15 protein-coding genes are annotated in these 26,922 nt (G+C 39.6%); 3 read left to right on the forward strand and 12 right to left on the reverse strand.

Going from position 1 to position 26,922, the window contains the following annotated elements; genetic code table 11:
* The first annotated feature begins 405 nt into the window (after window positions 1–405).
* From DFQ12_RS28205 to DFQ12_RS21045, 3 genes are all read left to right on the forward strand, one after another.
* Complete coding sequence (locus DFQ12_RS28205; RefSeq protein ID WP_167457325.1) at window positions 406–576, forward strand: hypothetical protein; 171 nt, start codon at window positions 406–408, stop codon at window positions 574–576.
* Window positions 577–1,703: 1,127 nt separating this feature from the next.
* Window positions 1,704–2,816 (forward strand): 6-bladed beta-propeller, encoded by a 1,113-nt coding sequence (locus DFQ12_RS21040; protein WP_208642599.1) that lies wholly within the window; start codon window positions 1,704–1,706, stop codon window positions 2,814–2,816.
* A 5-nt stretch (window positions 2,817–2,821) separates the two neighbouring features.
* Complete coding sequence (locus DFQ12_RS21045; protein ID WP_120261039.1) at window positions 2,822–5,638, forward strand: TonB-dependent receptor; 2,817 nt, start codon at window positions 2,822–2,824, stop codon at window positions 5,636–5,638.
* A 507-nt stretch (window positions 5,639–6,145) separates the two neighbouring features.
* Here DFQ12_RS21045 and DFQ12_RS21050 read toward each other — a convergent pair.
* From DFQ12_RS21050 to DFQ12_RS21105, 12 genes are read right to left on the reverse strand one after another with little or no spacing between them, the layout of a single operon-like run.
* A complete protein-coding gene (locus tag DFQ12_RS21050; protein WP_120261040.1) occupies window positions 6,146–7,540 on the reverse strand; it encodes a discoidin domain-containing protein in 1,395 nt (464 codons plus the stop codon).
* Between the two features lie 56 nt (window positions 7,541–7,596).
* A complete protein-coding gene (locus DFQ12_RS21055; RefSeq protein WP_120261041.1) occupies window positions 7,597–9,366 on the reverse strand; it encodes an alkaline phosphatase family protein in 1,770 nt (589 codons plus the stop codon).
* A gap of 9 nt (window positions 9,367–9,375) precedes the next feature.
* Window positions 9,376–11,385, reverse strand: coding sequence for a M60 family metallopeptidase (locus DFQ12_RS21060; protein ID WP_120261042.1), 2,010 nt, complete (start codon window positions 11,383–11,385; stop codon window positions 9,376–9,378).
* Between the two features lie 15 nt (window positions 11,386–11,400).
* Entirely contained in the window at window positions 11,401–13,134 is a 1,734-nt protein-coding gene (locus tag DFQ12_RS21065) for a LamG-like jellyroll fold domain-containing protein (RefSeq protein ID WP_120261043.1), read from the reverse strand.
* A 19-nt stretch (window positions 13,135–13,153) separates the two neighbouring features.
* Complete coding sequence (locus tag DFQ12_RS21070; protein ID WP_120261044.1) at window positions 13,154–14,743, reverse strand: DUF5008 domain-containing protein; 1,590 nt, start codon at window positions 14,741–14,743, stop codon at window positions 13,154–13,156.
* Between the two features lie 15 nt (window positions 14,744–14,758).
* Window positions 14,759–15,517, reverse strand: a complete 759-nt coding sequence (locus tag DFQ12_RS21075; protein ID WP_120261045.1) for a hypothetical protein — start codon at window positions 15,515–15,517, stop codon at window positions 14,759–14,761.
* 11 nt (window positions 15,518–15,528) lie between these two features.
* A complete protein-coding gene (locus DFQ12_RS21080; RefSeq protein ID WP_120261046.1) occupies window positions 15,529–17,046 on the reverse strand; it encodes a RagB/SusD family nutrient uptake outer membrane protein in 1,518 nt (505 codons plus the stop codon).
* A 13-nt stretch (window positions 17,047–17,059) separates the two neighbouring features.
* Window positions 17,060–20,221, reverse strand: a complete 3,162-nt coding sequence (locus DFQ12_RS21085) for a SusC/RagA family TonB-linked outer membrane protein (protein WP_120261358.1) — start codon at window positions 20,219–20,221, stop codon at window positions 17,060–17,062.
* Window positions 20,222–20,250: 29 nt separating this feature from the next.
* Complete coding sequence (locus DFQ12_RS21090) at window positions 20,251–21,291, reverse strand: DUF5007 domain-containing protein (protein WP_120261047.1); 1,041 nt, start codon at window positions 21,289–21,291, stop codon at window positions 20,251–20,253.
* A gap of 1 nt (window position 21,292) precedes the next feature.
* A complete protein-coding gene (locus tag DFQ12_RS21095) occupies window positions 21,293–21,964 on the reverse strand; it encodes a hypothetical protein (protein ID WP_244211815.1) in 672 nt (223 codons plus the stop codon).
* Window positions 21,965–21,978: 14 nt separating this feature from the next.
* On the reverse strand, window positions 21,979–23,496 hold the full coding sequence (locus tag DFQ12_RS21100; protein ID WP_120261049.1) for a RagB/SusD family nutrient uptake outer membrane protein: 1,518 nt from the start codon (window positions 23,494–23,496) through the stop codon (window positions 21,979–21,981).
* A gap of 21 nt (window positions 23,497–23,517) precedes the next feature.
* Window positions 23,518–26,451, reverse strand: coding sequence for a SusC/RagA family TonB-linked outer membrane protein (locus tag DFQ12_RS21105; protein WP_120261050.1), 2,934 nt, complete (start codon window positions 26,449–26,451; stop codon window positions 23,518–23,520).
* Window positions 26,452–26,922 lie beyond the last annotated feature (471 nt).

The following is a 26,922-nucleotide window of genomic DNA, read 5'->3' on the forward strand; positions in this document are numbered from 1 at the left end:
CACGCTTACATGATTGTGTTTTCTTAAAGAACTTATCTCGCTTCAACTTCCGTATCCGCTATATTTCAATGAGCATTGCGCTCCTCTTTATCTTTTTTTTGTTTCCCTCCGTTTCCGTTGGGACTGCAAAGGTAGAAATCTTTTTTGAAATTCCAAAAAACTTTTGAAGTTTTTTTTCTTTTTCTTTTTCCCGATTTCAGCGTTTAAAATAAACTGAACGGGATTTTAAATCCTGTCGCGCTCACCTAAACCCTTCTTTTTTTCATGGCCTCTTCTTTCGAAGTAACCGTCCCTCCCTTGCGGAGTGGTGCAAAGATAGGGAGTTTACTAACAAACTTCCAAGCCTTTTGTTCTTATTTATTTCATTTTGCCGCTAACTCGCTGTGAACTTGGCGGATTCTTTTTGTGAAACAGCATCCCGGGGGGCTCCGGAGGACAAAAAAGGACGGTTATAGCCAGATCGGACGCAGGGAAACAGCGCCGAGACTGTGGAAACGCTGTGGAAAGGTGGCGCAAGGGGATGGTGGAACCGCAGCGGATACACAGTGGAAAGGCCGGAGAATGCAACGCGGATAGAAACAGAGGCCTCATGGGAAAAGGGGGGCCGGCTGAGCTCGGGTTAACAAAAGGCAAGTGATGCACGGAATGATTCCGGAAACAAGGATGGTATAATTATAATGATCGCTGCTAGACAGGTTCCCTGCCGCCGCTCCGCAGTAGGGATGACTATGCGGGTCTTATATTTATAGCAGCACCCTGTGGATATAATGGAGCTGGGGCAGATCGTTATAAAATGACCTGTTCAGGGCACAATCAGGAAGAAACAGCAACAATAGAACTTAACAGCGGATCTCATGGGTATCCGCAGAAAATCCAGTAGCACGGAAAAAGTCCACACTGCAACAGCGGGACAACCGGCAGATTGCTTTCGAATTGCTTAGAAAATAATAGGGATATAACTGGGAGTTTACAGGGGGTTAACAGGGGTATAACAGGGGTAAATCCCTGCTAATCCCGTGTAATACCATAGTTAATACTTAAATATAACTTTCTTAGATACAAACAAGATAGGACGCAGCTCCAACGAAGACCTGGAGCGGCTATTGACAACAAGCTATCGTTTCAGATCAGGTCGACCGCGATGTTCAGCTCCACCAATATCCGGAAAGCCATTAAATAGCAGAACAACTGGGGAACCTGATACCGGGGAATAAGATAAAAACAGTCAGTTGGGATTATTCGGAAAAGGGATTCCCAAAAAGTAAAAAAATCACGGTTTACTAACAGAAAATATGTCACCAAGTTGCTCGCCCCCGTCGTGATGAACCTCAGGACTCCACCCTACCTCAGTACAGACAGATTTGATATCTGTCCATGCTGCCATCCACGGTGAGTTCGATTCTGACACGCTAGAACACCGGGATATACCCCAGTAGAGAATTCAAAGTGGGTAGGAACTAAAACCGACACTTTTGGTCAAATATGTTATAAACAACATACAAATCGGTTACGAATAACTAAACCTAACTTAAAACTAGACAATTCCCACTATTACATAAATAATTCCTCTTAAAGTTTTTTACGCAATCGATTGATTCTTCAGCTCTTGTTTTTTATAACCAAATAATTACTTATTTTAACCTAACCAATAAACTTAAAGAAATATGAGGCCCATAATTCTCCTATTAACCGTAATATCTATTTTGAGTAAAATAGATGTCAAAGCTCAAAATCTGATTTATGCAAAAGACATCCCAAATGAAAAGATCAGGATAATTCCCGAAACAACGCAAGGGGGCACAGTTTCCGAACTGTTAAGTGATTTGGAATATATTCCTCTAAAACGAACCAATAATAAACTACTAAGTGATGTCTATGAATTGGAAAGTACCGCAGAGCGTATTGGGATATTAAATCGAGACGGCCACTTTCACCTATATGATATCAAAGGTAACCTTCTTAAAATAATTAATACGGTTATTGGTGTAGAAGATAAAAAAGGAATTTTACTTTTCTCTCGAATTAAATTTAACGAAAAAGGTGTTGAACTTCTACATGGTCCATTTAAAGCTCGTTACGACATGAATGGAAATTTTATTGATACCATCAGTAACCGAAAAGATGAGTCGAAAAATGTCACACAAATTGGCACTAAAAAATGGACATATTATTCTCCAGACTTAGGTAACCCCCAAATTAAAACAACTAATGCGCTACAACTCGGGGACAGTATCATGGTAAAATATGAAAAACTAGATTCCGTATTAATCTCTTATGGCTTGCATCAGCCTTTAAGCCCAAATTTCAATAATAAAGCTTATGCAAGCTTTGATTACAACACCAAATTATTCGAACTGGATAGCAATGGTATTTCGAAAGTTTACCAATTTATCTTCCCATTAAAGAATACGGTCAACTTGGATGAAGTTCGCAAAGTAAAGGATTATATAAATTATATGCATTATTACAATGCACATCGGGAGGAAATCCGAACATTGGATAACGTGATTAATTATAAAAACCATCTTATCCTACAGCTAAAAAAACCAAACAATTTTTGGATAGCGTTAAATTTAGCCACCAAAAACGTTATCGGCCTCACAAATATTCTTCCAGACAAAAGCAGCGACTATTTACCATTTATGGATAGCAATATATTACGCAGCGACGGTGAATATTTATTCTCCTTTTTGTCCCCCCAAGACATTCGCATTGCCATCAGTAAATCCAAAGAAGAGTTTCATCCCGTTAGCGAACGGCTTAGAATGTTGGAAAAATCCAATAACCCGGTATTTGTCCGATTCAAACTTAAATAAGATCCATGACCAAAGTATATTTTCAAACTTTATCTCTATCTCTCCTTCTTATACTATTGAACATAAACGGCTTTGCTCAAACCAAAATAGAAGGTATTGCTATTGATACAGCGCACAACAATATCTTACGATCTGCCACAGTATCAGTTTACGAGAAAGGCAATAAAACAGTAGACAAGGTTACGCTTACAGATACTTACGGAAAATTTAGAATTAATGATTTAGGTATCAACAAAACCTACCTATTGGAATTAAGTCACCAGGGTTTTAAGAAAGCAATTCGGGAATTTACCCTGAAGAAAGATGAGTCCAAAAATTTAGGAAAGATTCATATGGATTTCCTGGAGAACGAATTGGAGGAAGTGGAAGTTCTCCCTCCTGTAAGAATGAACGGGGATACTTTGGAATTTAACGCCGATGCTTTTAAACTGGACAGCAATGCCGTCGTAGAAGATCTATTGCGTAAGCTTCCCGGCATTGTGGTTTGGGGAGACGGAAGCTTGACATATAATGGAAAAGAGATTCCTAATGTACTGGTTAACGGCAAAGAGTTTTTTGGATCCAGTAAAGCGATTGTATTACAGAATCTGGCTAAAGATGCTGTTCAAAAGTTACAGATCTACGATAAGCGGGATGAAAAAGAAAGAAAGGAAAACCCGCTCGATGCTGCTCTCGAAATGAACGTAACATTAAAAAAAGGAAAAGAAAAAATGTATTTTGGAAGCTTATCCTATGGTAGTGGTACAAGCAAACGCTACCAACAACATTCCAACCTTAACTTATCAACTGGCAAATCACAATACACCCTAGCCTATTCGGGCAACAACAGCAATAAAGATCTCCAAAGCACTGATCAATTATTAAAAAACACCAGTTTTAAAGGTGTAGGTATTAATGCTGATTTCGATTCAGATTTTTTAAGCACGGGGATCAACAATCAACATGTCCTTAGCGGCAGATATCAGTACGATATTGTAGGAACCAATCAAGTCAATCGAAAACATCTCTTCACTAGCAGTGTGTTAAGCCGTTGGGACAATATTATCAATAAGGATCATTCAACTACCGCTTTTCTTTCTAATGAAAATGCAATCGATAATCAACGAACAAATGACAGTGAAAGTCAAAACAAAAGAGAAAATCTATTAGCAGCTCTAAAATACACCAATACAGGCGGAAAAGTTGGCAATCGATTTGCAAACCTATCTGCGGATGCGGATTTCGAACGCAGTTCTAACCAAGAAAATTCTGTCATCCTAAATGAATACAATTATACGAATGAACATGCACAAAATACGATCCGAAATAATGGCGATTATCGTAAAAATAGATTATCCTACAGCACCAACATTGATCTATATGATGTGAATTCAAGTCCAAACATGATAATTCATGACAAAAAAGGGAAATCATTGGGAGAATTACTGACTTATAAATTGAAATGGGATGGATCAGCTTCTGAAACACAACAGTTCAATGAAATGCATAGTTCTTATACGAATGCTGATAACCAGGAACTAAATAGACAGGATCACCGAACGTATGATAAATCACTCAAAGAATTTAGCCAAAACATAGACCTTAGCATTCGCTATTTGGACTGGACTCTCACTCATAAGCTCAATTTCCATCATACAACCACCAATGACAATGTTATTAATTTAGTAGCCGATCAACCTCAGACCAATTTGGATCTAACCCATCAAAGCAAGTTCAACCAACTTCAATACGAGCCAAATCTTGAAAAATCCTTTCGTATAAAAAGTCATTATCTTCAGGGACGAAGCAGCTCTTCGACGAATTTGACATTAGGAGTTGGTCTACGCTTATACAAATCAGAGAATCACTCGAGTTTGGATTATCGCAATTTAGCGCAGACGTTCAATACATTTTTGCCACAGCTTCGCCTAAGTCGATACTACAACAAGAATAGCCAATACTACACAAACAGCTATTTACAATTAAATTATGATGAAGAGTATCCAAGCCTGGACCAGCTTAGACCTATTTATGACAACAGCAATGTAGCTTACCGCTTTTTTGGCGCAACAGAACTCAAAAAAACACAACGTACTAAAGCAACCTTTGGAACTAGCTTTAATGAACAACGTCAAAATGGTTATTCTGGCAATATAAGCCTCAGTTATACACTGTATAGGCGAGGGCTTTCTGATAGTATTTTATTTAACGAGGCCCAGCAACAAAGATATCTTATTCAGATTGCTGCCCCGATGTCTTTATTTGGTATCAATGGTTACCTAAACAAAAACTATCCGCTCAACAAAACACAAGCGTTAAATTTTCAATTCGATTTTAGTCTAAGCTGGGGAAATAAATTCCAATATGTCGATGCAATAAAACAAGAAATGCATACAAATAGTCAAAATCTCAGTTTGAAAAGCTACTACACCATTCTTGATCGCTATCAAATCGGTTGGATAAATAGCTGGAATCGTTATGCGCGCCACAATAAACTATCCGAAAAGAACAATGATTATGTATCCAATTATTGGAGCTCCGGATTAAGCATGAGCTATTCATTATCAAAACGCTGGCAAATAAATAGTAACAGTACAAGCCGACTGTCTTCCTCTAGCAATTTCAAAGATCATGCATTAATCTGGAATGTAAATACAACATATCGTTTATTGCCTGGAAATAACCTCGAACTAAAATTATCAGCCTATGATTTACTAAAGGAGAATAAAGGATTATATATTAACAATGGGCTGACCGAATTTACACAGGGCTATCGCAATAATTTAACGCAATACTTTATGTTATCTTTAACCTATTTTCCTCGAAAATTTGGCTTCAAATAAGGTTATGCTAGCCTTATTTACCAAAACAAAATAACCCAACATTTGATAACCATGCCTTTTATTTTACGCATTATAATTTTCATCTTCCTTTCTCTGTGCTTAAGTGCGCAAAACTGAAGCATTTACATTCATACGGACAAAGATTACCCTCTCCCTTTCGATACAGTCTGGTTTAAAGCATATGTGCTTGAGGATGGAAGACTTGCCAATACAGTGTTCAATCTGTCTATGCATATGGTCAGCATTTATATCATGGTCGTATTTTCAAATAGTCTAACACACGGAGTAGCTATAAATTGATCCTATTTCCTAAAAAACTAGTTCAAATTTTATCGAACCACTCACCGACCGAGCGATCTTTGTTTGCCATTCAAGGAATACCTCAAAAGAAAATCGCCCAGAAAGTGGATACTTTCTGGGCGATTTCTAAATCGAATATCTTTGTTCTCCGATTATTAATATCGAACTTCGTCTTTCCTTTGTTAAGTCTAAAAACGATAATTGCAATTAATAAGCATACGCTCTAAATTCACCTAAGTGAGTAGATGTCGCGGAATTCATTGGCGCCGTCATCGTAATTCGTACATATCTTGCTTTGGTTGGTGCTACTTCATATTCTTGCCAAGCTGCTGGATTATCCGCAGAGTTAAAGGTCAAATCTTTCCCCAATAACGTCCAGTTTGTCTTATCCAAAGATACTTCAACGTTAAAAAGCTTAAATCCTCCTGTGGTATTATTGTGCCGTCTGATCATCCCGAAACGAGCGAAAACTTCCACTTTAGACATATCCACAATAAACCAATGTGGATATACTGGATTATTACTAGAGGACCAGGTAGAATGCCAATATGTTGTGATGTCTCCGTCTATGAGGCTTTTGCCTATACCATTTGCAGCGCCTTCCTTAGATTCAGTTGAAGATACCTCTGCTGTCCAACTTGTTTTTTCCAATAGTCCTACGCGTCCATTTAGAGCAGGCGAAGTCTGGCCTTCTGTCTCCATCGTGTACGTGATAGGAGTCATTGCCCCCTGAACATCAAATACTAGTTTTCCTTTTAAATCTGTGCTTCCTTCAACGATAACATTTTTGTTCACTCCGTTCAATTCATACTGAACTTTAACAGTAACGGGATCTTTTGTCGCATTTGTCCAAGACAAGATACCTTTATTACCTTCGGTATACGGAATAACTGTCGGTAGAATCAACTTATATGTCAGCAAACCAGGAGCCGTTTGAGATTGAGCGGTCGCTGTTCTCTTCCATTGGTCGTCCTGGAATTTTAATGAAAAATCTATCTTTTTGGTTTCGTCGGTTAAATTCAAAACCGTCACTGTGTCCTGTTTATTCCCCTTCAAGTCTACCTCAAAAGATTTTCCCGCAACTGCATATGACAGTTTTCCTGGAAGCTCACGCTGTGATGTATTTGGGAAAATAAATGTTACCCCACCTGGAATTGCTTGTACTGAAACATTCTCCATTTTATAATCCACCTCATAGGCTCTTGGTCTTAATATGGTTTTGGTCACTTTAGAGCCGGTACCATCCGAGGTAAAATATTGCAATGCGAAGTCATAGCTTTTCAATTCACTTAAGTGAATGATTGTAGGCTCGTTGAATTTAGTGACATCCAATAGCTTATCTGCAGCACCATCTTTGTATTTGATCTGTGCTTTGACGACACGATCTGACAAAGCAGGCCAATGTATTTCTATATTTTGGTTGAAAGCTGATACATAAGTCAAATTTGTTGGCTTTGCTGTTGGGCGCGTCTCCGTCACAATGGTTTCCTGATCCCCTTGCTGCGGAAACACGAGTTCTTCTTCTTTACAACTCCCCATACTCAGTAAAAAAGCTCCTAAAATGACATTAAATGCCCAGCTCATTTTAAAATTCCTTTTCATCTTTAAATAACGTTTATTCCACCAGTACGATGGAGCTTAGTTTATAATCTATTTTCTTATTGCTTTGGCAAGAGGAACTCTACTTCGTATTTATTTAAAAACACCTGCCCTTCCAATTTCCAATCTTTTAATGTCCGCACTTCCAACCAATAAAATATCTGCGGAAAAAAGTCAGCTGCCTGAATAAACACTGCGTTTTCACCCAAATCACAAGGTACTACTTCGGAGGTCAGTCTAGATTGGAAATCTCCACTAAGTCCCATGGCACTTTTGCCAGATACCTCATTCTGAATTGAACCGCTTTCAGTAGGTGACATCTTCCAATAACCTTTCAAGTTATTAACAAAAGAAGAATTAGTCGATTCATCTACGGAACATAAAGAGTTCCGGATTTCATCTTGCGTAAATGCTTTATTAAAGATCGATACATTCGATACATCAAAATCCACCAAATCATAGGATATATTTGGTCTATAGCCAAAAATCAAGGGATCATTTGTTTTGATATTGGCCACATTCATTCCTGAAGTAGTTGTTTCCTGCGCTAATGTGCCATTATTATAAATCTTGATATTAACCTGATCATTTCCGATCGCTTTGATGACTGTGGTCATTGTATACCATTCGCCATTGACTTTCGCCGTCTGACAGGTAGCCTCCTTCACGCCATCACTGATCTTCACTTGCAAATCATTTCCCCAGGTAAAATACATCCACCCTGGAGTAGCGAGGGACGTATTAGAATCCTTCCCGAAGATCCCTGAGTACCAATAGTTATATGTATTGGGTGAATAGGTTGATGAAATAATCGTATTATTTAAATTAAACCTAAAACGCGCAGAAATTGTTAATTCTTTTGTGGTTGCCAAGTCATAATCGCTTGAGTTGCCCAAATTATCACTGACAGCTCTTACACCAAGCGGTTTATTTCCTGTGCCATCGTATCCCCACATTCTGACATAACTCATAGGTTTACCCGTCAATTCAGCGCCTTTAAAGTTTTTATTCTGAAAAATGGCAAAGGTATTCCGTTCCTGTAAAGTACCACCTCCGTAAGAATCCCCAATTCCACCATGATTTGATGTTAGGATAACTAACCAATCTTCATTTGGATAGTTTTTACGTGCAGCCAATCCTTTCGCTATTTCTCCGATATAGCCGTCGACTTTCTTTAAGGCATTCGCATAATCGTTATTGCTCATTGTAAACCCACCTTTTTCGCCCGCTTCCAATAAAGACGTGAATTGTACAATCATAAAGTCGCTATTCTTGGTGTTAAACAAATCTAACACCTTCTTCTTAACGTCTTCATCAGTCGCACCGTTATATGTTTCATTCGCACTGACAAGCAGTTTGTCATTCAAAGTAACCGATCGTGATACTACGCTTGTCTTCATTGACGGAGCTACGGTTGAGATACGATACAACATGGACGGATAACCTGCAACATTTTCATGTGGATCATCTTCATTTGGCCTTGGAATATAAGACTCGTCGACAATACGGTGGTTGGTATATGTTACTCCACTCATCATCGTCATCCAAGAAGATGGATTACTGGTATTCTCATCAGCAAGGGCATTAAACGTATACTTACTTGTTTTGAGTAATTCTGCAATATTACTTGGCACGCTCTTTTTTAATTCCTGTCCAACCAACCCATCAATGGAGATAAAAAGCACCTTCCGTTTAACCGGTTGTTGCAAATTCTGTTCATAGTCTTCATATATGGCCGGCGGATTGGCATATTTTGTACAGCCAACCAACAAAGACGCCGCAATAACGACAAGAACTAAGGCTTTCTTTATATTGAATAATCTTTTCATAATTTAAGTTTATATATCGTAAAACACCCCTAACTCAGCAATCGCAACGTGTACAGCTCCACCAGTATTTGGATCCGGGAACACAAATTTCACATATTGGGCCTCCACAAGGTTAGAAAATGTGAATTCTTTCATTGCTTCATTTTGAGCAGTTGTCTGTGATGTACTCGCTAAAGCAAATTGCCCCATATCGGTCCAATTTTTATTATCGCGGCTGATATAAACTTTAACTTTGGTTGCAAAAGTCTGTCCTTTTCTATTTTTGTAATAGAAACCTTTAAAGACATTGACTTCCTTCATGTTCATGGTTAACTCTACAGGTAACGTAGTAGGAATAGAACAGCCTGACCAACAGGTGTGCCAATAGGTATTTGGATCGCCATCGGTCATCGCAGTAAACTTACCAGTACTTTCGTTGGTTGCTGTTGCGACATTGGCTGTAAATTCAAACAGGCCGCTTGGCAAGAAATAACGTGGCTGTAATACGCCATCACCACCTGTAAAAGTCAACGGATTATACTCCCAAATCGCGCGATCCATTGGTGGATATTTCTCACGCATTTCACGTTTAGCCGAGCTACTTACCGGAATACCCCATGCGATAAAAAAACGATTGAAGTCCTTACCTGTAAAATTACATAACTGACGATAGAAGTAATCACGTTTTCCCTGGTCTAAAGAACTAGCAAAATTTTCATTCCTCGCCTTACTATAGATGTAAGGGAAGAAATCCCAACCTGATTCACCATTTTTTCCCTTTGTCTTATCAAAAATCTGAAGGAAAGGTGTTAATCGTGCAAAAGGATCATCAGCGTCTATACCCAATTCCTCAGGGAAATTGGAAAAATTCTTCGCCGAAGTTAAGGCCGCAAATTTTAATGCCGCAGGAATCGATGTCTTCAATGCCGGATGGAAATCTATGCGAGAAGTAACGCCACGGTTTCGCGCTGCATTAAAAATAAACAGATTGTTTGTCGTCTCCACTAAATCAGACCAGCTCCAGGCCCAGCTCGCTTGGTAATTGTGTCCGACTTCATGGTACGATCCCCATGAAGTTCCTTTTCTGATTGTGTTCGGATTTGTCAGTTCATCCAGCCAATATTCATCTTCTTGCATTACCCAGGGGCTACCGCTATGGGCATATCCCAATGAAGGATGAATATCCATTACACCTCTCTCCCAAAATTCCGGATAGCGATTTATTGGATCAGTCGCATCTGCAGATAGTCCCATCCAATGATAATAATCTTTGACATAAGTCTCGTCCCACAAACGCAAAGCCTCATCCACCTGATCCATCTTTCCAGATTGGATGAATTTAACAACCAGTGAACGGGGAACGGAGAAGGCAACGCGCTCACCGATGAGATCCATCCATGGCACATCTTGCGACAAAACCTGTTTTTTCCAATCGGCCACAGTGGATTTCCCTAAAAGAAAGTCAGTGGACTTGACAGCTCCCGCTACTTTAATATTAACAGGAGTTGTGCTTGCTTTCTGATTAATAATCCATACCGTTCCACCATACAAGTTTTTAATGTAGTTTGTCCCCGGAAATAATTCCTTTCTAGTGTACAAAACAGGATCCCTACGGGGAGCATCTTTACCTGTTATATTATCTGTATGTACACCGATCTGTACTGTCATACCAATGGCACCAGCAGGTACTGTAATCCGAATTACCTCTCCTGCGGGAGCATATAATCCTGTGGTATAAATTGGCGCAGGCGTTACGCTGACTTTATAATCAAAAGATGACACATACTTTCTATTCATTAACATAGAAATCGTGGTATCCTTAACACGTGTCACATTTTCCCCTACCAAACCAGGGTATATCCGAGCCCGATGGTACAAACTTTTATCAGCTTTGCCCATGGTCGTATCCGATTTAAGTGGGGTTTCAGTAGAATCTCCAGATTGATAACCATCTGGAAACTCAATACCATATTTACTGCAGGAGGAGGCAAAAGCCATCAACCCAACAAATAATCCAAAAACTAAATATCTCTTTCTCATTAGGTCAAAATTTGGTTATTTTCTAATTTGTGTATAGTTTGGCGTCCAGCTCTTGCCGTCCAAATTCCATGATGATTCTACCGATACCCCCAACCATTGATAAATCATAAAAGGAATATCCACAGCATTGGGCACTAGACGATAAAAAGATTCCTCAATTGGTGGTTGAAAAAATGGCACCAATTCATTGAAACTTGTCCAGGCGACAGGACCTGTCAATTTGAAGTTACCCGCTCCCTTCTCCGTTTTTTCTGTGAGTACAGTTGTATTGACATCGTCATACCCAGGCCAATATCCTTGAAGATTATTCCAGAACGGGTACGTTTCATCAATATGTGTTATCCCTCCGAATCGTTTTACTTCTTCGGCCGAAAAGGCACGATTATAAACCTGTACATTACATATCGATATATTACAATCCGTATTTCCATTGCCGGGATTGTAGCCCAGTGTTAAAGGGCTTGTGTTATCAAGATTATTCCCGTTGGCACCCACTTGAGAGGACTTTCCTGACACTGTCGCGTTTGTTCCGTCCGTATACACATAGACAGAATCCTGAGTTCCACTTCGCTTAATAACAGCAGTCAACGCATGCCATTCACCATCATTAATACCGGGACCGAACGCTTGTCCTGCGATTGAGCTATTAAAACCCCAGTAGTTTCCCTCTAAAAAGAAGTTCCAGCCAGCTCCTGTAAAACCCTCAACACGTTTGGCAAAAAATATCGGATAATAATAATTGGAGTTGGCAACATTATATTTTAAAAAGAGGGTCATCGTCCAATCACTCCCAGTTCCCATATTGAATTTACTTGCATCAGCTAATTTCCCAATGACTTGATTGTTGCTCGCATAGGTATATCTCGTCGCATTTGCCACAAAAGGAATATCTTTAGAGTTGGGTCTTGGAACAATTTTCCGTGCAAACTTTGGGGAATAAAATAATGTATATGTATCTCTTTTACTATCCCCATAAGGTGTAAAATCGGTCACCGGATCCGTAGATACTCCCCCCTGAGCAGAAGTCACAATCACGACCCAGTTTTCCGTATTGAAACTAGTTCTCTTCTTGATCGTTGCCCATAAAGATTGGACCTGTTTGTCCATTACATTGACTGCAGCAACATATTTTGTATCCTCGGCCGTATAGGCTGAGGATTTCCCCGCTTTATCAACCTCCGTCAAATGGATAACATTCAAATCCGATTCGGTATTTGCCAATGCTGTATTCGCCGCAGTGACCACCGCAACATCATTACTTTCGACCTTAACTTCGGCATCTTTACCCAGGGTAGTACCATACTTTGCGTCAGAAGTGAAAAGGCTCGATTTACGACTTGTTGCATTTTGCTTCAACTTCGTAAAAATCGTTGGATACTTATTCAAATCAATCGGGCTTAAATCCGTCCCGACGACCTTATTTTTAGCACTATTAACACCCGTCAGCAACGAGGCAGTAACCGATTGATTAGTCACTTCAAATTCGGTTGTTGGATCAGCTAAACTACCATAAGTAACTAGGCCATTGCGTGTCATCAAATCAATATTCGTTGGAGCAATGTCCTGCATAGCAGGGCCTGAAAGCCCATCAACAATAACCAATAACACCTTATCACGACTTTCTGGACTATCCTTTGCTTCATTGAAATTCTGCAACAAGTTCGGAAAATCTTTATTACAAGCACCTAATACCATTAAGGTAGCAAGTGCTAAAGAAATATGTCTAAAAGTTTTTAAATACTTAATCATAACCAGTTTATTTATTGGGTTAATTCTTGATTTCCAAACGTAGGAAGTTTCCTACTGTTTTTTGCCCATATTGGAGAATACTCCCTCCAAGCAACAATGCAGGTTCACCTAAAGAAGATTTCGTCTCGATTACTTTAAAAAGTGCACCCGTGAATGGTCCCAATGAATTATATTTTTGCAGCAATTCGCCATTTTTTTCCAAGATCAATAGATTTGCTCTTGGCACACCCGCATAGGTTTTATGTGTTCCATCAATAATGAGCTGTCCATTGTTTAGAATTTGGGCATAATTAATAATGCCAGTACCAATATCGCGCAAGATGAAGGTGTCATCAACTGTACCGTCTGTATTCATCAGTGCAATATTATTTACCTTTCCTGAAGCACCAGCACCTGTAAAAATGCCCGAAACAACTAATTTCTTCAAGGTGCTGTTATAACTTAGTGCAAATAATCGGGTAATATTTCCATTCAATTTAAACGTCTCGTCTAAGGAGCCGTCCGATTTGATGCAGGCAATCCCATTGGCGGCCTTACCATTATAGGTGGTAAAAGCACCCACGATGACTATACGCTCATTATCAATCATTGCAGCATCCATAATCTGTCCGTTGGCACCAGAGTTGTTCAGCGCAAATGTAGAATCCAACGAACCATCCTCCTTCATGCGAATGACACTCTTTGCCGTCGAGATAATATATCTACGGGAATCACGGGAAGAATAGTCGTAATCAATCTTAAAATGAGATGTGAAGTTACCTACCGCAATCACTTTATTATCAGTAGTAGTAAAAGCTCTAAGGATTAACCCGTTTACACCACCGTTAAATGCGGATACCGTATCCAATGAATTTTTAGGGTCGTTACCCGGATTGATCACCTCTACAATCATGGAATCGATCGCACCATCATTGTTGACGCGAACAATGTTATTGATCGCTCGTTTGGCGAAAGTTCCCAAAGCGCCGGCAAAGATAAATTTACCATCACTTGTCTTTGCAATTGACCGTACAAAACCGCCGCCAAATGCCCCTTGGCCAAATTTCATATTATCGCTGGTCTTGCCATTGGCATCAATAAAATGTACCCCATTGCGATAAACCTTTTTATCCACTGCTTCATTTTCGAAATTGTAGAAAGATCCAGCGACAATAAAACCACCGGCATTAGGCAGAATATCATATACTGAGCCTCTAAATCCATTCACCATACCGTAGTTTTCGTCCACCGAAGTATTCCCCTCAATTTCCAGGCGTGGCCCATAAAAGATTTCTTCACCGACAACAATTTTGGCATCTCCCGAGGTAATCTGTGCCGGGACTTTAATCGTGATTAGCGAATCTTTCGCCGACACGACCTCTACCGCTGTGTTATTCACAAAAAAGTTAATCTGATCCAATTTACCTTTTAGTCCTTTGACGTAAAAATCCACCAATTCCCCTGGCTTTGCCGTTCCTGGTTCTGGATAATTTATATAGAATCCAATGCCCAAAGGTTCCTTGCCCCCGGCGTACGGATCTGTTCCGGTTACGATGTCCTTGCTACAAGCAGCACATGTGATTAATGCTACAATCAGGACAGCTATTTTGGTTATTAAATTTCTTTTCATAATAATATCAGATCGTTATTTTTTGGGAAGCACACCCAACAAGTAAGCCTCATTTGCAAATTCATAATTCTGAAATCCAAATGCATGTTTCGAAAATTGCAATACATGTAATACACCATTAGTCGGTTGAATATCCGATGTGGCTACCGGTGCTGTAATAAAAGGAACAAAATAATCCTTAATTTCATCAGGTACACTCATCGAATAAGGATAGTTTAAATAAAGCTGACGGTAACCCGCATATTTAATGACCTGTGTACCACCAGAGCTTTCATTTTTACTGACAACGTCATTATAGAGTACGCCTATATTCATATCACCACCATCCAGGTTTTTATAAACTCCACCTGGAAATGCCGCCAAGTTTAGTGTATCAATCTGACGATAATCTTTGGCTACATTTTTACCTTTAAAAATATACCTGGACAGGTATTTTCTCCAGACATCGGGTCTAATTTGCTCCAATTTTGTTATGGAATCTTGTCCAGAACGAAACAACTGTTGGTTTAACAACCATACAGATTTCAAAACACAAGGATCGGGGGGGGCAAAGAAGGTTACTTCATCATTTTTAAGTACAGCATCCAATTTAGCAACTTTCAATGCAACCATTAGGGTATCAAACAAATCCGGTCTTGATTCCAGATAATTCCAGATCGTACCGTTAAACTTCGCTTCATGAACACCCGTATCGATATAATCTTCTTTTTTACACGCCGAAAACAGCGAAACTGCCATCAACAGTAAAAAAGTATATTTCCAAATCTTTTTCATGATCTATTCCTTTAGTTCCAGTAATTATTTAATTGCATATAAGGGTTATTTGTCCGTGCAGACTTATCAATTGGCCAGGTCCACCCCCCCGAGTTAAAGGCTGCAACTGACATAGGAGCACTTGTGTATTCCGAATTGATTACCTTTTTCGTGCGTACCAGGTCATAAAAGAAGTTTGCTTCTCCTAAAAGTTCTCTGACGCGCTCCCACCAAATAGCATCTTTCAAATCATCCCCACTGTCTCGAATAGGTGCTGCCTTAGCACGTGTACGAATGACATTGACAACAGTTCTTGCCTCTTCATCTTTTCCTAATTCCGCCAAAGCTTCTGCTCGTAATAAAATTGGGTCAGGGTAGCGGAATACCATTTGGTTATCATCCGGATTGTTATCTTCCCCCTCTTCCATAAATACATTTGAAAATTTTAGACATTGAAAATCTCCATTTGTCGAATAGATATCTTTATCAAACCAATACACTTTACGCTGATCGTCTTCAGTTGGTGGATACATCTTTTCCATAAATTTTGGATCGTAATAGATATAGGACTTGGTTGTCACTTTATTTGGCGCATGGAGCACATAATCCGAATAAGATGCCGACAAGTGAAAACTTTCACCATAGTTGAAGTTTTGCACAATCTCAAACAAGCCTTCTTTTGTCCGGCCTTTAAAGATTTCTTTTGTTCTGCTGAGGTCCAACAAAGCATAAGCTCCGCCATTTTCTTCCATCAACTCTTTTCCCAGATCTGCGACTTTCTGATAAAGTACTGTTTTATCATCCGTTCCTAGTCCTGCGACCCACATATTGATATGCATATTAAGTGTCATGGCAGCACCGCGCATCGCTTTCACAGCAACAACGGAAGGATCATCGTAGGTCCAAGGCAGATCTTTATAGGTGGCATCCAAATCGGCCGAAAGATTCTTTAATACCGTGAACATATTTGTCCGCGGTAAAGGGTTGGTATTTACATCCGTATAATAAGGGACATCACCATACAAACGCACCATGAAAAAATAAGCTAAGGAACGTAGGAAAACAGCCTCTGCCTTATAGGATTTTTTCATATCCTCACTAAGGAATGGCATATCTTTATTTTCTAATTGGTAGATGACAATGTTCGCATTTTGAACCATCTTATAGAAGTTATTCCATTGCGTGATCCTAGGAAATCTGAAATAGGCAAAATTATTACTCACATCCTCACTAGTTCTTGACATAATCGCATTCAAATCATTTTGTCTCAACAATGAAATATAATCCCTTCCCGCCCCTGATGTTGCGCTCGTCCGATTTGTAGGAGCACAACGCAAGTCGCCTGATGCCGGAAAAAAGATATTCGTCATGGTTGCTTCTCTGAAAGTAGAATAGATCCCCCCCATGTACTGATCGACATCTGCTTGTCTGGTCCAGTAATTATTTCCCGTTAATTTGTCAATCTGAGTAATATTTAGGAAGTCCTTTCCGCAGGAGCCCAAACCCAGGGATGCTCCCAATATAAATAGATATAAAAATTTCTTTCTCATGTTGTCTTCGAACTTAGAATTGTACACTTACTCCCAATGAATAGGTTCTTCTACTTGGATAACCGTTTGAGCCATCACGTCCCACACCTGTTACCAATTCTGGATCTGGTCCGGAATAATTGCTAAACGTATAAACATTGTTTGCCGTTAGATTGACGCGTGCAGATGATACGCCAAAACGACGCGCCCATCTTCTGTCAAAATTGTAGCCTACTGTGATCGTGTTAATTTTCACATAAGAGCCATCCTCCATAAACATGGTTGAGTTGTAACGATAAGGATTATATAATGTCAAACGTGTAAAATCAGAAACATTGGGATAATCTGCGTTGTCACCTAATTGGCGCCATACATTATAAGCATCCAATGGAACATAGGCTCCAGGGGCGCCATCACCATAGTTTTGTCCGCTTGGATCCGAATAGTTCCGGAAGCGATCTGTCAAAGCTGTATTTAGGATATCACGGTCTATGGTGTAGGATAATTGCGTACGCAAAGACCAATTTTTATAGCGTGTATAGAGGTATAAACCGCCTGTAATTGCTGGCTGCGAATTACCGACATAAACTAAATCATTTTCGTCTAGCACATAGTCACCATTTAGATCTGTAAAAATGGGATCTCCCGCACGGAAGAACTTACCTCCATTCATTTCCCCCCCTGCTCTATAACGCAATCCAGTTAATGGATTGACCGGCACTTGGTCGTCCGATTTATAGACACCTTTATAATCATATAAGACAAAAGTAAAAGCATTACGCCCCAAACGATAAAACTGTGGCAGGTCGTATCCTGATCCATCCGGCTGTACCAATTGACGTGCTCCATCGGGCAATGAGGTTACATAATCTCTATTTATTGCAAACGTTGCATTTGCATTCAGTTCCCACTCTGAGCTTGCAAGTTTTGGTCTATACTGGATACTTAACTCGTGTCCCCTATTCACCATAGCAGACTCATTCGTCAATACATTTGCAAATGCATTGTGATTTGCAATTGGCTTTTTGCGTAGAATCTTATCGGATTGCTTGTAATAAGTTTCGTAAGTCACATACAGCGAACTATTGAAAAACCCTAGTTCCGCAGCCATAGACCATTGCGTCGTAGATTGTGGCACTAAACCTGTATTTGGAGCAATTTCCAAATCCAAGGAAGTTGTTGGTCTATTGTTGTAACGACCGTCATCAATCTTATACCAACCATAGATATCCGACAGGGATCCAGATGGTGAAATTGTACGACCGACCGATCCTCTCAAGAAACCCGTGTCCCACCAATCCACATTCTCCATAAATTTCTCTTTCTTGAAATTCCAACGTAAACCCGCTGAAGGATTTTTGGTCCAAGGTGTTGCACCACCGGTCAACGAACTACCATCGACACGGTAGGTCAAATCAAGAATATACTTTGAATCGTAGTTATACGAAAAGCTCCCTGCATAAGCAACCGATCTAAAATTATTCAATGAGTTTAACAATCCACCTAGTGTGTTTCTTGTATTATAACTAATTCCTGTCTGAAATTGATCATTCGCCGTTCCGCGAATCTTCGATAAATCTTCTGAAGAAGCGGATATTTCCATTTCCGTAAAACCGTAAAGGTTAAAAAGATGCTTATCTTTAATAGCTTTCACATAAGACAGTTGATTCCGGTTGTAGACTTTACTTTTGTTACTATAATAACTGTATACTTCTGAAGAGTTACCTAAAAGTATCTCTGGTGTATAACGATCTTTTGTTGAAGTGGTATAGTTATAGTTTAAGGTAACTGATGCTCTTAAATCTTTAATAGGTACATACTGTAATTCAAGTTGCCCAACATAATTACCCGTCTTATTTTGGTCATCCACACCTAATGCCGATAGCGCGCCCATACTTCCAGAAAATAAGGAAGGCGAAGGATACAGCGATGTTGTATTGACCGATTTACCTACCCCCGTCTGCATCAATGCATTTCCTGAGCCCATCTTATTTTGCGCCACATTGACATTAATATTAGTCATCATACGAAAACGGTCACTCGGTTCATATTGCATATTAGATTGCAAGGTATACCGTTTAAAGCCAGTATTGGCGATGATTCCATTTTCATCGTAATAGTTCATATTGGCTTTATAATTGAATACACGCTCTCCACCCGATATATTCACGTTATGTGTCTGGTTCATCGTATTGCGATAGAAATAGGATTGCCAATCGGTTGAATTATTATAATAGGGATTCAGGGAATCGGCCAATATTGGTGAGTCATTGATACGTCGGATTGCTGCAGCTAATGTTGTATCATTCATCAGGATTTGATCCAAACGAACCATCCGCTCGCCCTTACCACCGATCACACGACGTAATTGCGGCACAGCCGACAAGAAGAACTGACCTTGATATTGAACGATAGGAACTTTCGAGTTCCCGCGCTTAGTACGTACCTGAATAACACCGTAAGCACCCCGCGATCCGTACATTGCTGTTGCTTGTGCATCTTTCATGACCGTGATATCTTCGATATCTTCAGGTGGAATCATGGAAATCGGCGACACACCAGGACCTGCTGATTCAAATCCATATTCATAGCCCGAGTTGTCATCAATAGGCACACCATCAATAACGAATAAAGGTGAAGTAGGTGTCACAAAGGTATTGTCACCACTACCCGAAACATTAAAGTTAGACATCCCACGCACCGCCATCGTTCCGCGCATACCAGGACTTCCTGTATTGTTCTGAATATTTAAACCAGCAACCTTACCTTGCAAAAGGTCAACAAAGTTACCTGAAGGAATATCCTGTATTTCCTTACCGGAGATCGTTACTACGGATCCAGTCAATGTCTCTCTTTTACGTTGTTGGTATCCTACCACAACAGTCTCTTCAAGTTCCTGTGCCGTACTTTCTAAGGTCACATTGTATTCCTTTTTTCCAGCAACAATCGTATACTTCTCTGTACGATAGCCCTGATAGGAAAACACCATCACCCCGCTGTTGGGGACCGAAATGACAAACCGGCCATCTTCTCCGGTTTTTCCCAGATCTCGTTTGGGGTTTTCCAAGCGTATAGAGACGCCACTGAGCGCTCTGTTATCATTTCCTTTCACAACACCCTTGACCATGGTCTGGGCCCATGCATCCCCCACAAACAAGGCACAAATGAAAGTTAATATTATGCTAAATTGTTTCATAATCTTTAAGCTAATTAGTCCGTCCATCATCAGTCAAATTTTGGCGTTTCCCTGGTGAAGCGAAATTGTATCTCCCAATCTCCTTCTTCATAGATCGCAAATGGCATCTCGATCCCACAATCTTCGAGAAAACCAAACTGCCCTTTCCTGCGAAATTTGAAATTCATCACGGCATAAGTACCATCGCTTGAAGAATAGTCGGTTTTGATCGGTGCCAATGGAATAGGATAAGCAACGTCATAAATCACTTTACCATTTTCAAATCTATGGTTGAAACCATGCACTAATTTGCCCCATTCTGTTGCGGCAAATTTCTTCACATCAATTGGACGGTTTAAAGAATCCAAGAAACTTACGGTCAAGGTTCTACTTCCTGTCCCTTTGCTCTCCAATTTATTGAAATACACATTAATTAGACCTGGATAAATAAATTGATTTGTTCGTACGCCATACAAATTGGTTGTCCTGCTGGGATTCGTATATGGTAGTGGCGCTAAGCCTGTCACTGGATCCATGATGCTCGGTTCAAATGCACGTTCCCGATAGGGCTTTAATTTGAAATTCCGCAAATACCTGCGTCCACCAGTGTTGTTAACTTCAATATCAAACACATAGCCTGAATCTGGTTGTGCTTTGACAAAATTTGAATTTACGGCCTGTCCCCAAAAATTTATATTGCCTGATTTCTCAAGAATCTCGAGAATAGGACGGTATTCTACCTTACGTTTATTTTCAATTTCAGCGATAGATTTCTCTTCGCCGCTATATGCCATTGTCCAGATTTTTACCGGAAATTTATCTTCAAAAAGTGTTGAAGGCTGTCCATCAATATCACGCACGTTTACAATTTTAAAATTGAGAGGTTGTGAAGTATTCTGCCCAATATTGACAATATTATTATAGAAGGTATTTCTTCCTAACAATGGCATAAATTCATTGGTGCTATACACTACGTCAGTACCGAGTGAGTCTTGGTCATCCGGAATGTACTTATTACATGAGGCGAGCATGAAAAGTCCCATCCCGAGCACTAATAACTGTTTTACCGATTTAAATATTTTCTTTTCCATGCTATTTGTTTAATAATTTAGCGAGTTTACTAAATCCGAAATTATGACTTGGAGCGAGGACATGTAACATACCGTTTTGTGTACGGATATTCACCACAGATGTTGCGCTTTCCTGCCAGTAGCGTTGAAAAATAGACTTATTCATATCACTCAATATGATCTGTTGTTGACCGCCGCCTATAATTCCGGAAGCAGATGTCACTTTATACTTTAAGGTCATATTATAATCGTCAATAGCTTTAATCACTTTTCCTTCAACAAAATCACGTAGGTAAGGCGTATCATATTCACCATTAAATGCATAATGATACGTCAAGGAATCAAGGATCAATTGTGGAATGTCTTCAAGATAAAACGGAGATCTGTTTCCCGCTTTTCGTACACCGTTCATGGCATCCAAAGCATTGGTAAAACTACTGTTCGTCATGGCGAAAAAGGTCGTTTTTGCATTAGCATCTTTCAACTTAGCGCGTACCGAAGGAACACGATCCAAAACTAACAGCAAGGAGTCATAGGTATTACCTTGTGATTCTAAAAATTCCAATGAAGTTCCATCAAATTCGGTATACTTGACTTGAAAATCTTCGTAATAGGTGTTCCCTTTTTTACAACTAGCAACGCCCAGTAGCAATACGATTAGCGATAAGCCTAAAAAAATATGTTTGTTTTTCATGATTATCTATTCTATTATTTCCAATATGAGTTTTGCACCAGTTTGGAGTTTCTTTCCAGAACATCCGAGGAGATCGGCCAATAGATTCCACCTTTCTGAATCAAATCGTTCATCACAGGATTATTTTTCTTAATCTTTGCCAGGCGTATTTGATCGTACCATCTCCAGCCTTCTCCCATCAATTCCCGTCTTCTCTCTAGAAAGATTTCTTCCAATAAGTCTTTTGGCGAGTTGCTGATATAGGGTTTTAGACCGCGACGCTCTTTAATCACATTGAGGTACTTAATGGCATCATCACGCTGATTGAGTACAGCTTTTGCTTCTGCTTGCAGTAAGTAGATCTCTTCAAGGCGGGTAAAAACTAAGTTCGATCCAAAAATGGAAAAATCAGAATCACCATTACCATTACGGATGACCTTGATCTTACTAAAAATCGGAATATCACCGTTGTAGTTGGTAAAGTAATTCGTCCGTACTAATCCTGATACGGAGTCAATACCAAAACGCGTGTCGTTGACGTCATCAAACAATTTATTGATCGTGTCACGGCTCACATAGATATCTGGTTTAGCTTTGGTGACAATCGGATAACCTAAAGTCAATGATTCGATATGGCCTGTATTCGTCGCTTCGCCCAATTCGTATGAAGAGCGAATCGCTAAGATCTGTGCTCTTGTACTTGGCCCAAATAGACCATCGGTCGGATTCACCAATGCTGATGTGGTCAATAGTTCAAGATTCGCTTGTGAATAGTTGTCGATAACAAATCGCGAATATACCTCCGCATTGATGTATTTTCCTTGCCATGCCGCTACGTGTGCCAATAGGGAATAGGCTGTTATTTTGTTGACCAAAACACCAACCCATGTACTATAAGTCTGGCCATAATAGCTCTGTGTCCCTACAGCATAACGGTAAGGTAAATCCTGTGCAGCGGCTAATAGTTCGGTTTCCGCGAAAGCTAAAACTGTTGCTTCGGTCGATCGCGCAAGTTCCACAAAGGAACCATTATCATAAGATTCCTTTAACAGCGGAACATCGCCCCAGATACGGACCATATAGAAATACATTAGGGCACGGATTGTACGTGCTTGTGCAACATCGTATTTCATATCGCGTTCTGTGTATCGCTTATCTTTCGCCATCACCTCAGGTGCACGTTCGATAAAAAGTGACGCTGCATTGATCACTGCATAGAATCTACGCCAGTCCGTAAGATTCTTAAGTAAAGGATAAGCTGATCTCAGTTTATTTTCTTGGACGACACGAAGATCGGCGCGTGAATAAGGTGTAAAGTCGCCGTAGCGGATTTCTCCGTATACCCAATGCCCATAGTTATCAACTAATGCTGCCCGCATTAGGCCGTAGATGCCCATTAAGTGCGCCCGCGTATCAGATATAGATTGCCATTCCAGTTTCTCGGATCCGAGATTGGAAGCGACAATATCCAATTTTTTATTACATGAGCTCGTAAAAGCAGTGATACCCAGCGCCATCAGGAACATTACCGCCCATCGATTATATCTTTTCATACTCTTTCTACTATTAAATTATTACAGCTCTAACTTAACGCCTAAGGAAACCATTGGGGACAATGGTAGTCCATAACCTGTATAATATCCATTAAAATCTATCAGTTCGGGATCTGCTCCTGAGAACTTAGAGATCGTCAATAAATTGGTACCTGAAACGTAAACGTAAGCTCTACGAATGGTCTTCATCTTGTCTTTTACATTGTTCAATTGAGCAAGATCGTAGCCTATAGTCAAGGATCTCAACTTCAAGAAAGAAGCATTTTCCAGAAACAGATCTTGATCCACACGGTAGGCGACAATCGGGCTCCAAGGATTATAAATCGGATATTTATTCAAATCAACATCTTGCTGCCAATGAAATACTTCGCGAATCCCATCCAATGAATTGGTGTTTTCGGTATTGACGAAGTTATATTTATTGGAAGCACGTTGATTCAGGGCCTTATGTCCAAGTGCAAAATACCATTGCATATTCAGGTCAAAACCTTTGAATTTGAAATAGTTTTGAAATGAGCCTGTCAGCTTAGGCATTGCATTTCCTTTCAGGACACGATCTTCGTCATTGATTTTAAAATCTCCGTTCTGATCTTTCCAGATGGGATCTCCCGCTGCAAAATCTACCCCATCAAACTGTATTTTCTGACCGTTTTGAACTGGGATACTCCCCTCGGTATCATAAGATCCTTGATTTTCGTACAACCAAAACTGATCAATGGCCTCGCCGACTTTTAATAAACGATTACCCACTTTCAATTGCTTGCGTCCTCCTGGAAGTGCCGTCAATTTATTTTGATTGTAATTTAGATTGAGTGATGTATTCCATTGCAAGGTCTCAGGATTAGACAGCACTTTCGCAGACAGATTGAGATCCACCCCAGTGTTTTTTACACTTAAGCCATTAACAATTTGTCCAGAATAACCATACTCAGCAGGAATAGGTGAATTAATCAATTGATTTACATCTTTCTTTTGGTATAAGGAGACTTCAAAATCAATTTTTTTCTCCAATAAGGTTCCATCAACGGTCAATTCGGCATGATCTGTAAAAGGCCATTTGATATCGTAACCTACCCAACCTTCTGAATAAGGTCTGGATGCAACGGCAAAACCATTATAGGACACCAAGGATTTTTCGGACCCCCAATTTAGATCAGCGGTATAATTTGGGCCAATGGCAAATTTACTTGTAAACACTGGTTTCCCAATTCGCGCCCAGGAGGCCTTTACACCTAAATGGTTAAATAAATTGTCCTCATTTTCGGGAATCAAATGATATTTCGCAGCAAATGACGGCGTCATCAACCAACGCGAATCAGGCTGCATTGTTGAAGAACCATCATAACGTAATACCGCATTCAAGTCTAGGAGATTTTTATATTTATAATTGGCGGCCAAATACAGGGAGTGCAATCTAAAATCTTCGCGATTACTGTACCTATTCACATATAACCCTCCAATTGGCACTAAATAACTTCCTTTTTGAGGATCGCCATCGACAACGTTGACCTTGATAAAATCGTTTGGTCCATCATAGGCACGTGCATAATTGTAACGGTATAGGTCTTGTGTATAAGAAGATCCTAAGGTCAAGTCCAATTTATGCTGTTCTTGAAATTCGAGATTGTATTCCAAGCGGTTATTGTACACCAAACGTTGATTAAAACCAAAATAACTTGACATATAGTTATTGGTTTCCATCAATGAACCTGGGAAAAAAGCTTGTCTTGCACCCTCAGAATAATCAATTCCCAAGGAAGTATTAAATTTTAGGTTCTTGAGAAAATAAAGATCTAATGTTACCAGCGAATTTAAGAAATTGACCGTATTCTTATCCAAAGCTGCTTTATAGATATCTAGATACTGCGCATACATATCCTTACCTGGAGAAATTGGCACAGATAAATCAGGTACATAAGAAGCTTCGCCAAATCGATCTCTCAAACTGCGATTACGATCTCTCAAACTGCGGCTTGCATTGATTGTGGCACCAAAATTCAACCATTTAAAAGGGGCCATATTGACGTTAAACAAGGCATTGTATCGCTCAATATTAGTTTTATCAGCCGAACTTGCATTCTTGGTATACCCTCCTACGAACGAAAAGTTCGCACGATCATTACCACCACGTATACCTAAACTTCCACCATAGATCGGTGTAGTTTTATAATACTCCTCATTCCAATTAGCTGGCCCGTAATAATTTACATTAGTCGAGTCGCTCAGATATCCTGGGTAATTCAAACGGTCAGTAGCTGATCCATATTTGTTATAGAATACCGATCGGAACATATTCTCATATTGGGCATTTACGGGGGTTACTACGGGTTTTGTTGCCAGCCCAACATATGTATTAATGAAAATTTGACGTTCCCCCTCTCTACCTGGTTTTGTCAGGATCCAAATTGCCCCATTAGCCGCTAGCGGTCCAAGCTTTGCTAATTTAACCGGGTCTTTTATCACTTCGATAGACTCTACAGTTGCTAGGTCAATACCTGCAAAGTTGTCGGTTCCAGGTCCAATACGATTAAACTGATACTGCTGAATTGAGTAGGCAAAGTTGTTGTCTCTTGCGATAGGTATTCCATTGACAAATACTGCTGGTTGCACATTAATCGCATCTTTGATTTCGAATAATGGCGATCCTAATCCCCGAAGTACCATATTCTTTGGTGCTCCTGGTTCTCCCGTCGCTTCTTGTACGTAGAGACCTGCAACTTGCCCTTTTAAAACCTCTGGAATACTGACAACAGGCAGTGTTTCAACGTTTCTTAAATTGAGACTGTCTCTAACACCTTGTTTTTGCAATAAGGTAGCCAGTCGCCCTCTAAGTAATCGCTTGTCAACCTCATTGATTTCAGAAGTATCTTGTTTTGAAGCCCAAAAATTAAGGTGGTTAGCCTTTACATTTGGGCACATAGGGACAAGAAATAAAAAACAAAATAGTCTTTTCATTCGATTTTATGTCTTAGGCTTAAAAAAAAATTGGCACTATTTAGCTTATAAAAACTATATAACGGCTCTGAATAATTGTTAGACTTTTAGGTCTTATTAATAATTGATAGTACGTAACAATGATATAATAAAAACTTTAGAGTGGTTAGAGGTCAACTAAACGAAATCGATTGCGTAATCGACACAAACGATTGCGCAATTTATTCCTCATTGTCTATAAACAAAGTAGTTTTATAATTTTATAAAAAAAGTTCTCTTCATCTCTCTATTTAATTAACAATCTAAACGTTTTCAGTAAAATACTTTTATGAATTATTTTTTACGAGATAATGGGTGGGCTAGTCCAAGTGATTCGAAATTGAAAGCTCTTCTAAGTTTAGCATCAAAGCAGCGATGCAAGCTATAAGGTCAAAATATTTAAATCGATAATGATCCGAATTTGTATCGCAAAAAATGTGAATAACTGATCAT

Source organism: Sphingobacterium detergens (genome assembly GCF_003610355.1).
Classification (GTDB): Bacteria; Bacteroidota; Bacteroidia; order Sphingobacteriales; family Sphingobacteriaceae; genus Sphingobacterium; species Sphingobacterium detergens.

What these genes read in the sequence shown, in the direction of transcription:
- DFQ12_RS21055 (WP_120261041.1), bottom strand. Translation starts at nt 9,366, where the DNA reads ATGAAAAGATTATTCAATATAAAGAAAGCCTTAGTTCTTGTCGTTATT.
- DFQ12_RS21100 (WP_120261049.1), bottom strand. Translation starts at nt 23,496, where the DNA reads ATGAAAAGATATAATCGATGGGCGGTAATGTTCCTGATGGCGCTGGGT.
- DFQ12_RS21105 (WP_120261050.1), bottom strand. Translation starts at nt 26,451, where the DNA reads ATGAAAAGACTATTTTGTTTTTTATTTCTTGTCCCTATGTGCCCAAAT.
- DFQ12_RS21075 (WP_120261045.1), bottom strand. Translation starts at nt 15,517, where the DNA reads ATGAAAAAGATTTGGAAATATACTTTTTTACTGTTGATGGCAGTTTCG.
- DFQ12_RS21085 (WP_120261358.1), bottom strand. Translation starts at nt 20,221, where the DNA reads ATGAAACAATTTAGCATAATATTAACTTTCATTTGTGCCTTGTTTGTG.
- DFQ12_RS21060 (WP_120261042.1), bottom strand. Translation starts at nt 11,385, where the DNA reads ATGAGAAAGAGATATTTAGTTTTTGGATTATTTGTTGGGTTGATGGCT.
- DFQ12_RS21095 (WP_244211815.1), bottom strand. Translation starts at nt 21,964, where the DNA reads ATGAAAAACAAACATATTTTTTTAGGCTTATCGCTAATCGTATTGCTA.
- DFQ12_RS21070 (WP_120261044.1), bottom strand. Translation starts at nt 14,743, where the DNA reads ATGAAAAGAAATTTAATAACCAAAATAGCTGTCCTGATTGTAGCATTA.
- DFQ12_RS21090 (WP_120261047.1), bottom strand. Translation starts at nt 21,291, where the DNA reads ATGGAAAAGAAAATATTTAAATCGGTAAAACAGTTATTAGTGCTCGGG.
- DFQ12_RS21045 (WP_120261039.1), top strand. Translation starts at nt 2,822, where the DNA reads ATGACCAAAGTATATTTTCAAACTTTATCTCTATCTCTCCTTCTTATA.
- DFQ12_RS21080 (WP_120261046.1), bottom strand. Translation starts at nt 17,046, where the DNA reads ATGAGAAAGAAATTTTTATATCTATTTATATTGGGAGCATCCCTGGGT.
- DFQ12_RS21065 (WP_120261043.1), bottom strand. Translation starts at nt 13,134, where the DNA reads ATGATTAAGTATTTAAAAACTTTTAGACATATTTCTTTAGCACTTGCT.
- DFQ12_RS21050 (WP_120261040.1), bottom strand. Translation starts at nt 7,540, where the DNA reads ATGAAAAGGAATTTTAAAATGAGCTGGGCATTTAATGTCATTTTAGGA.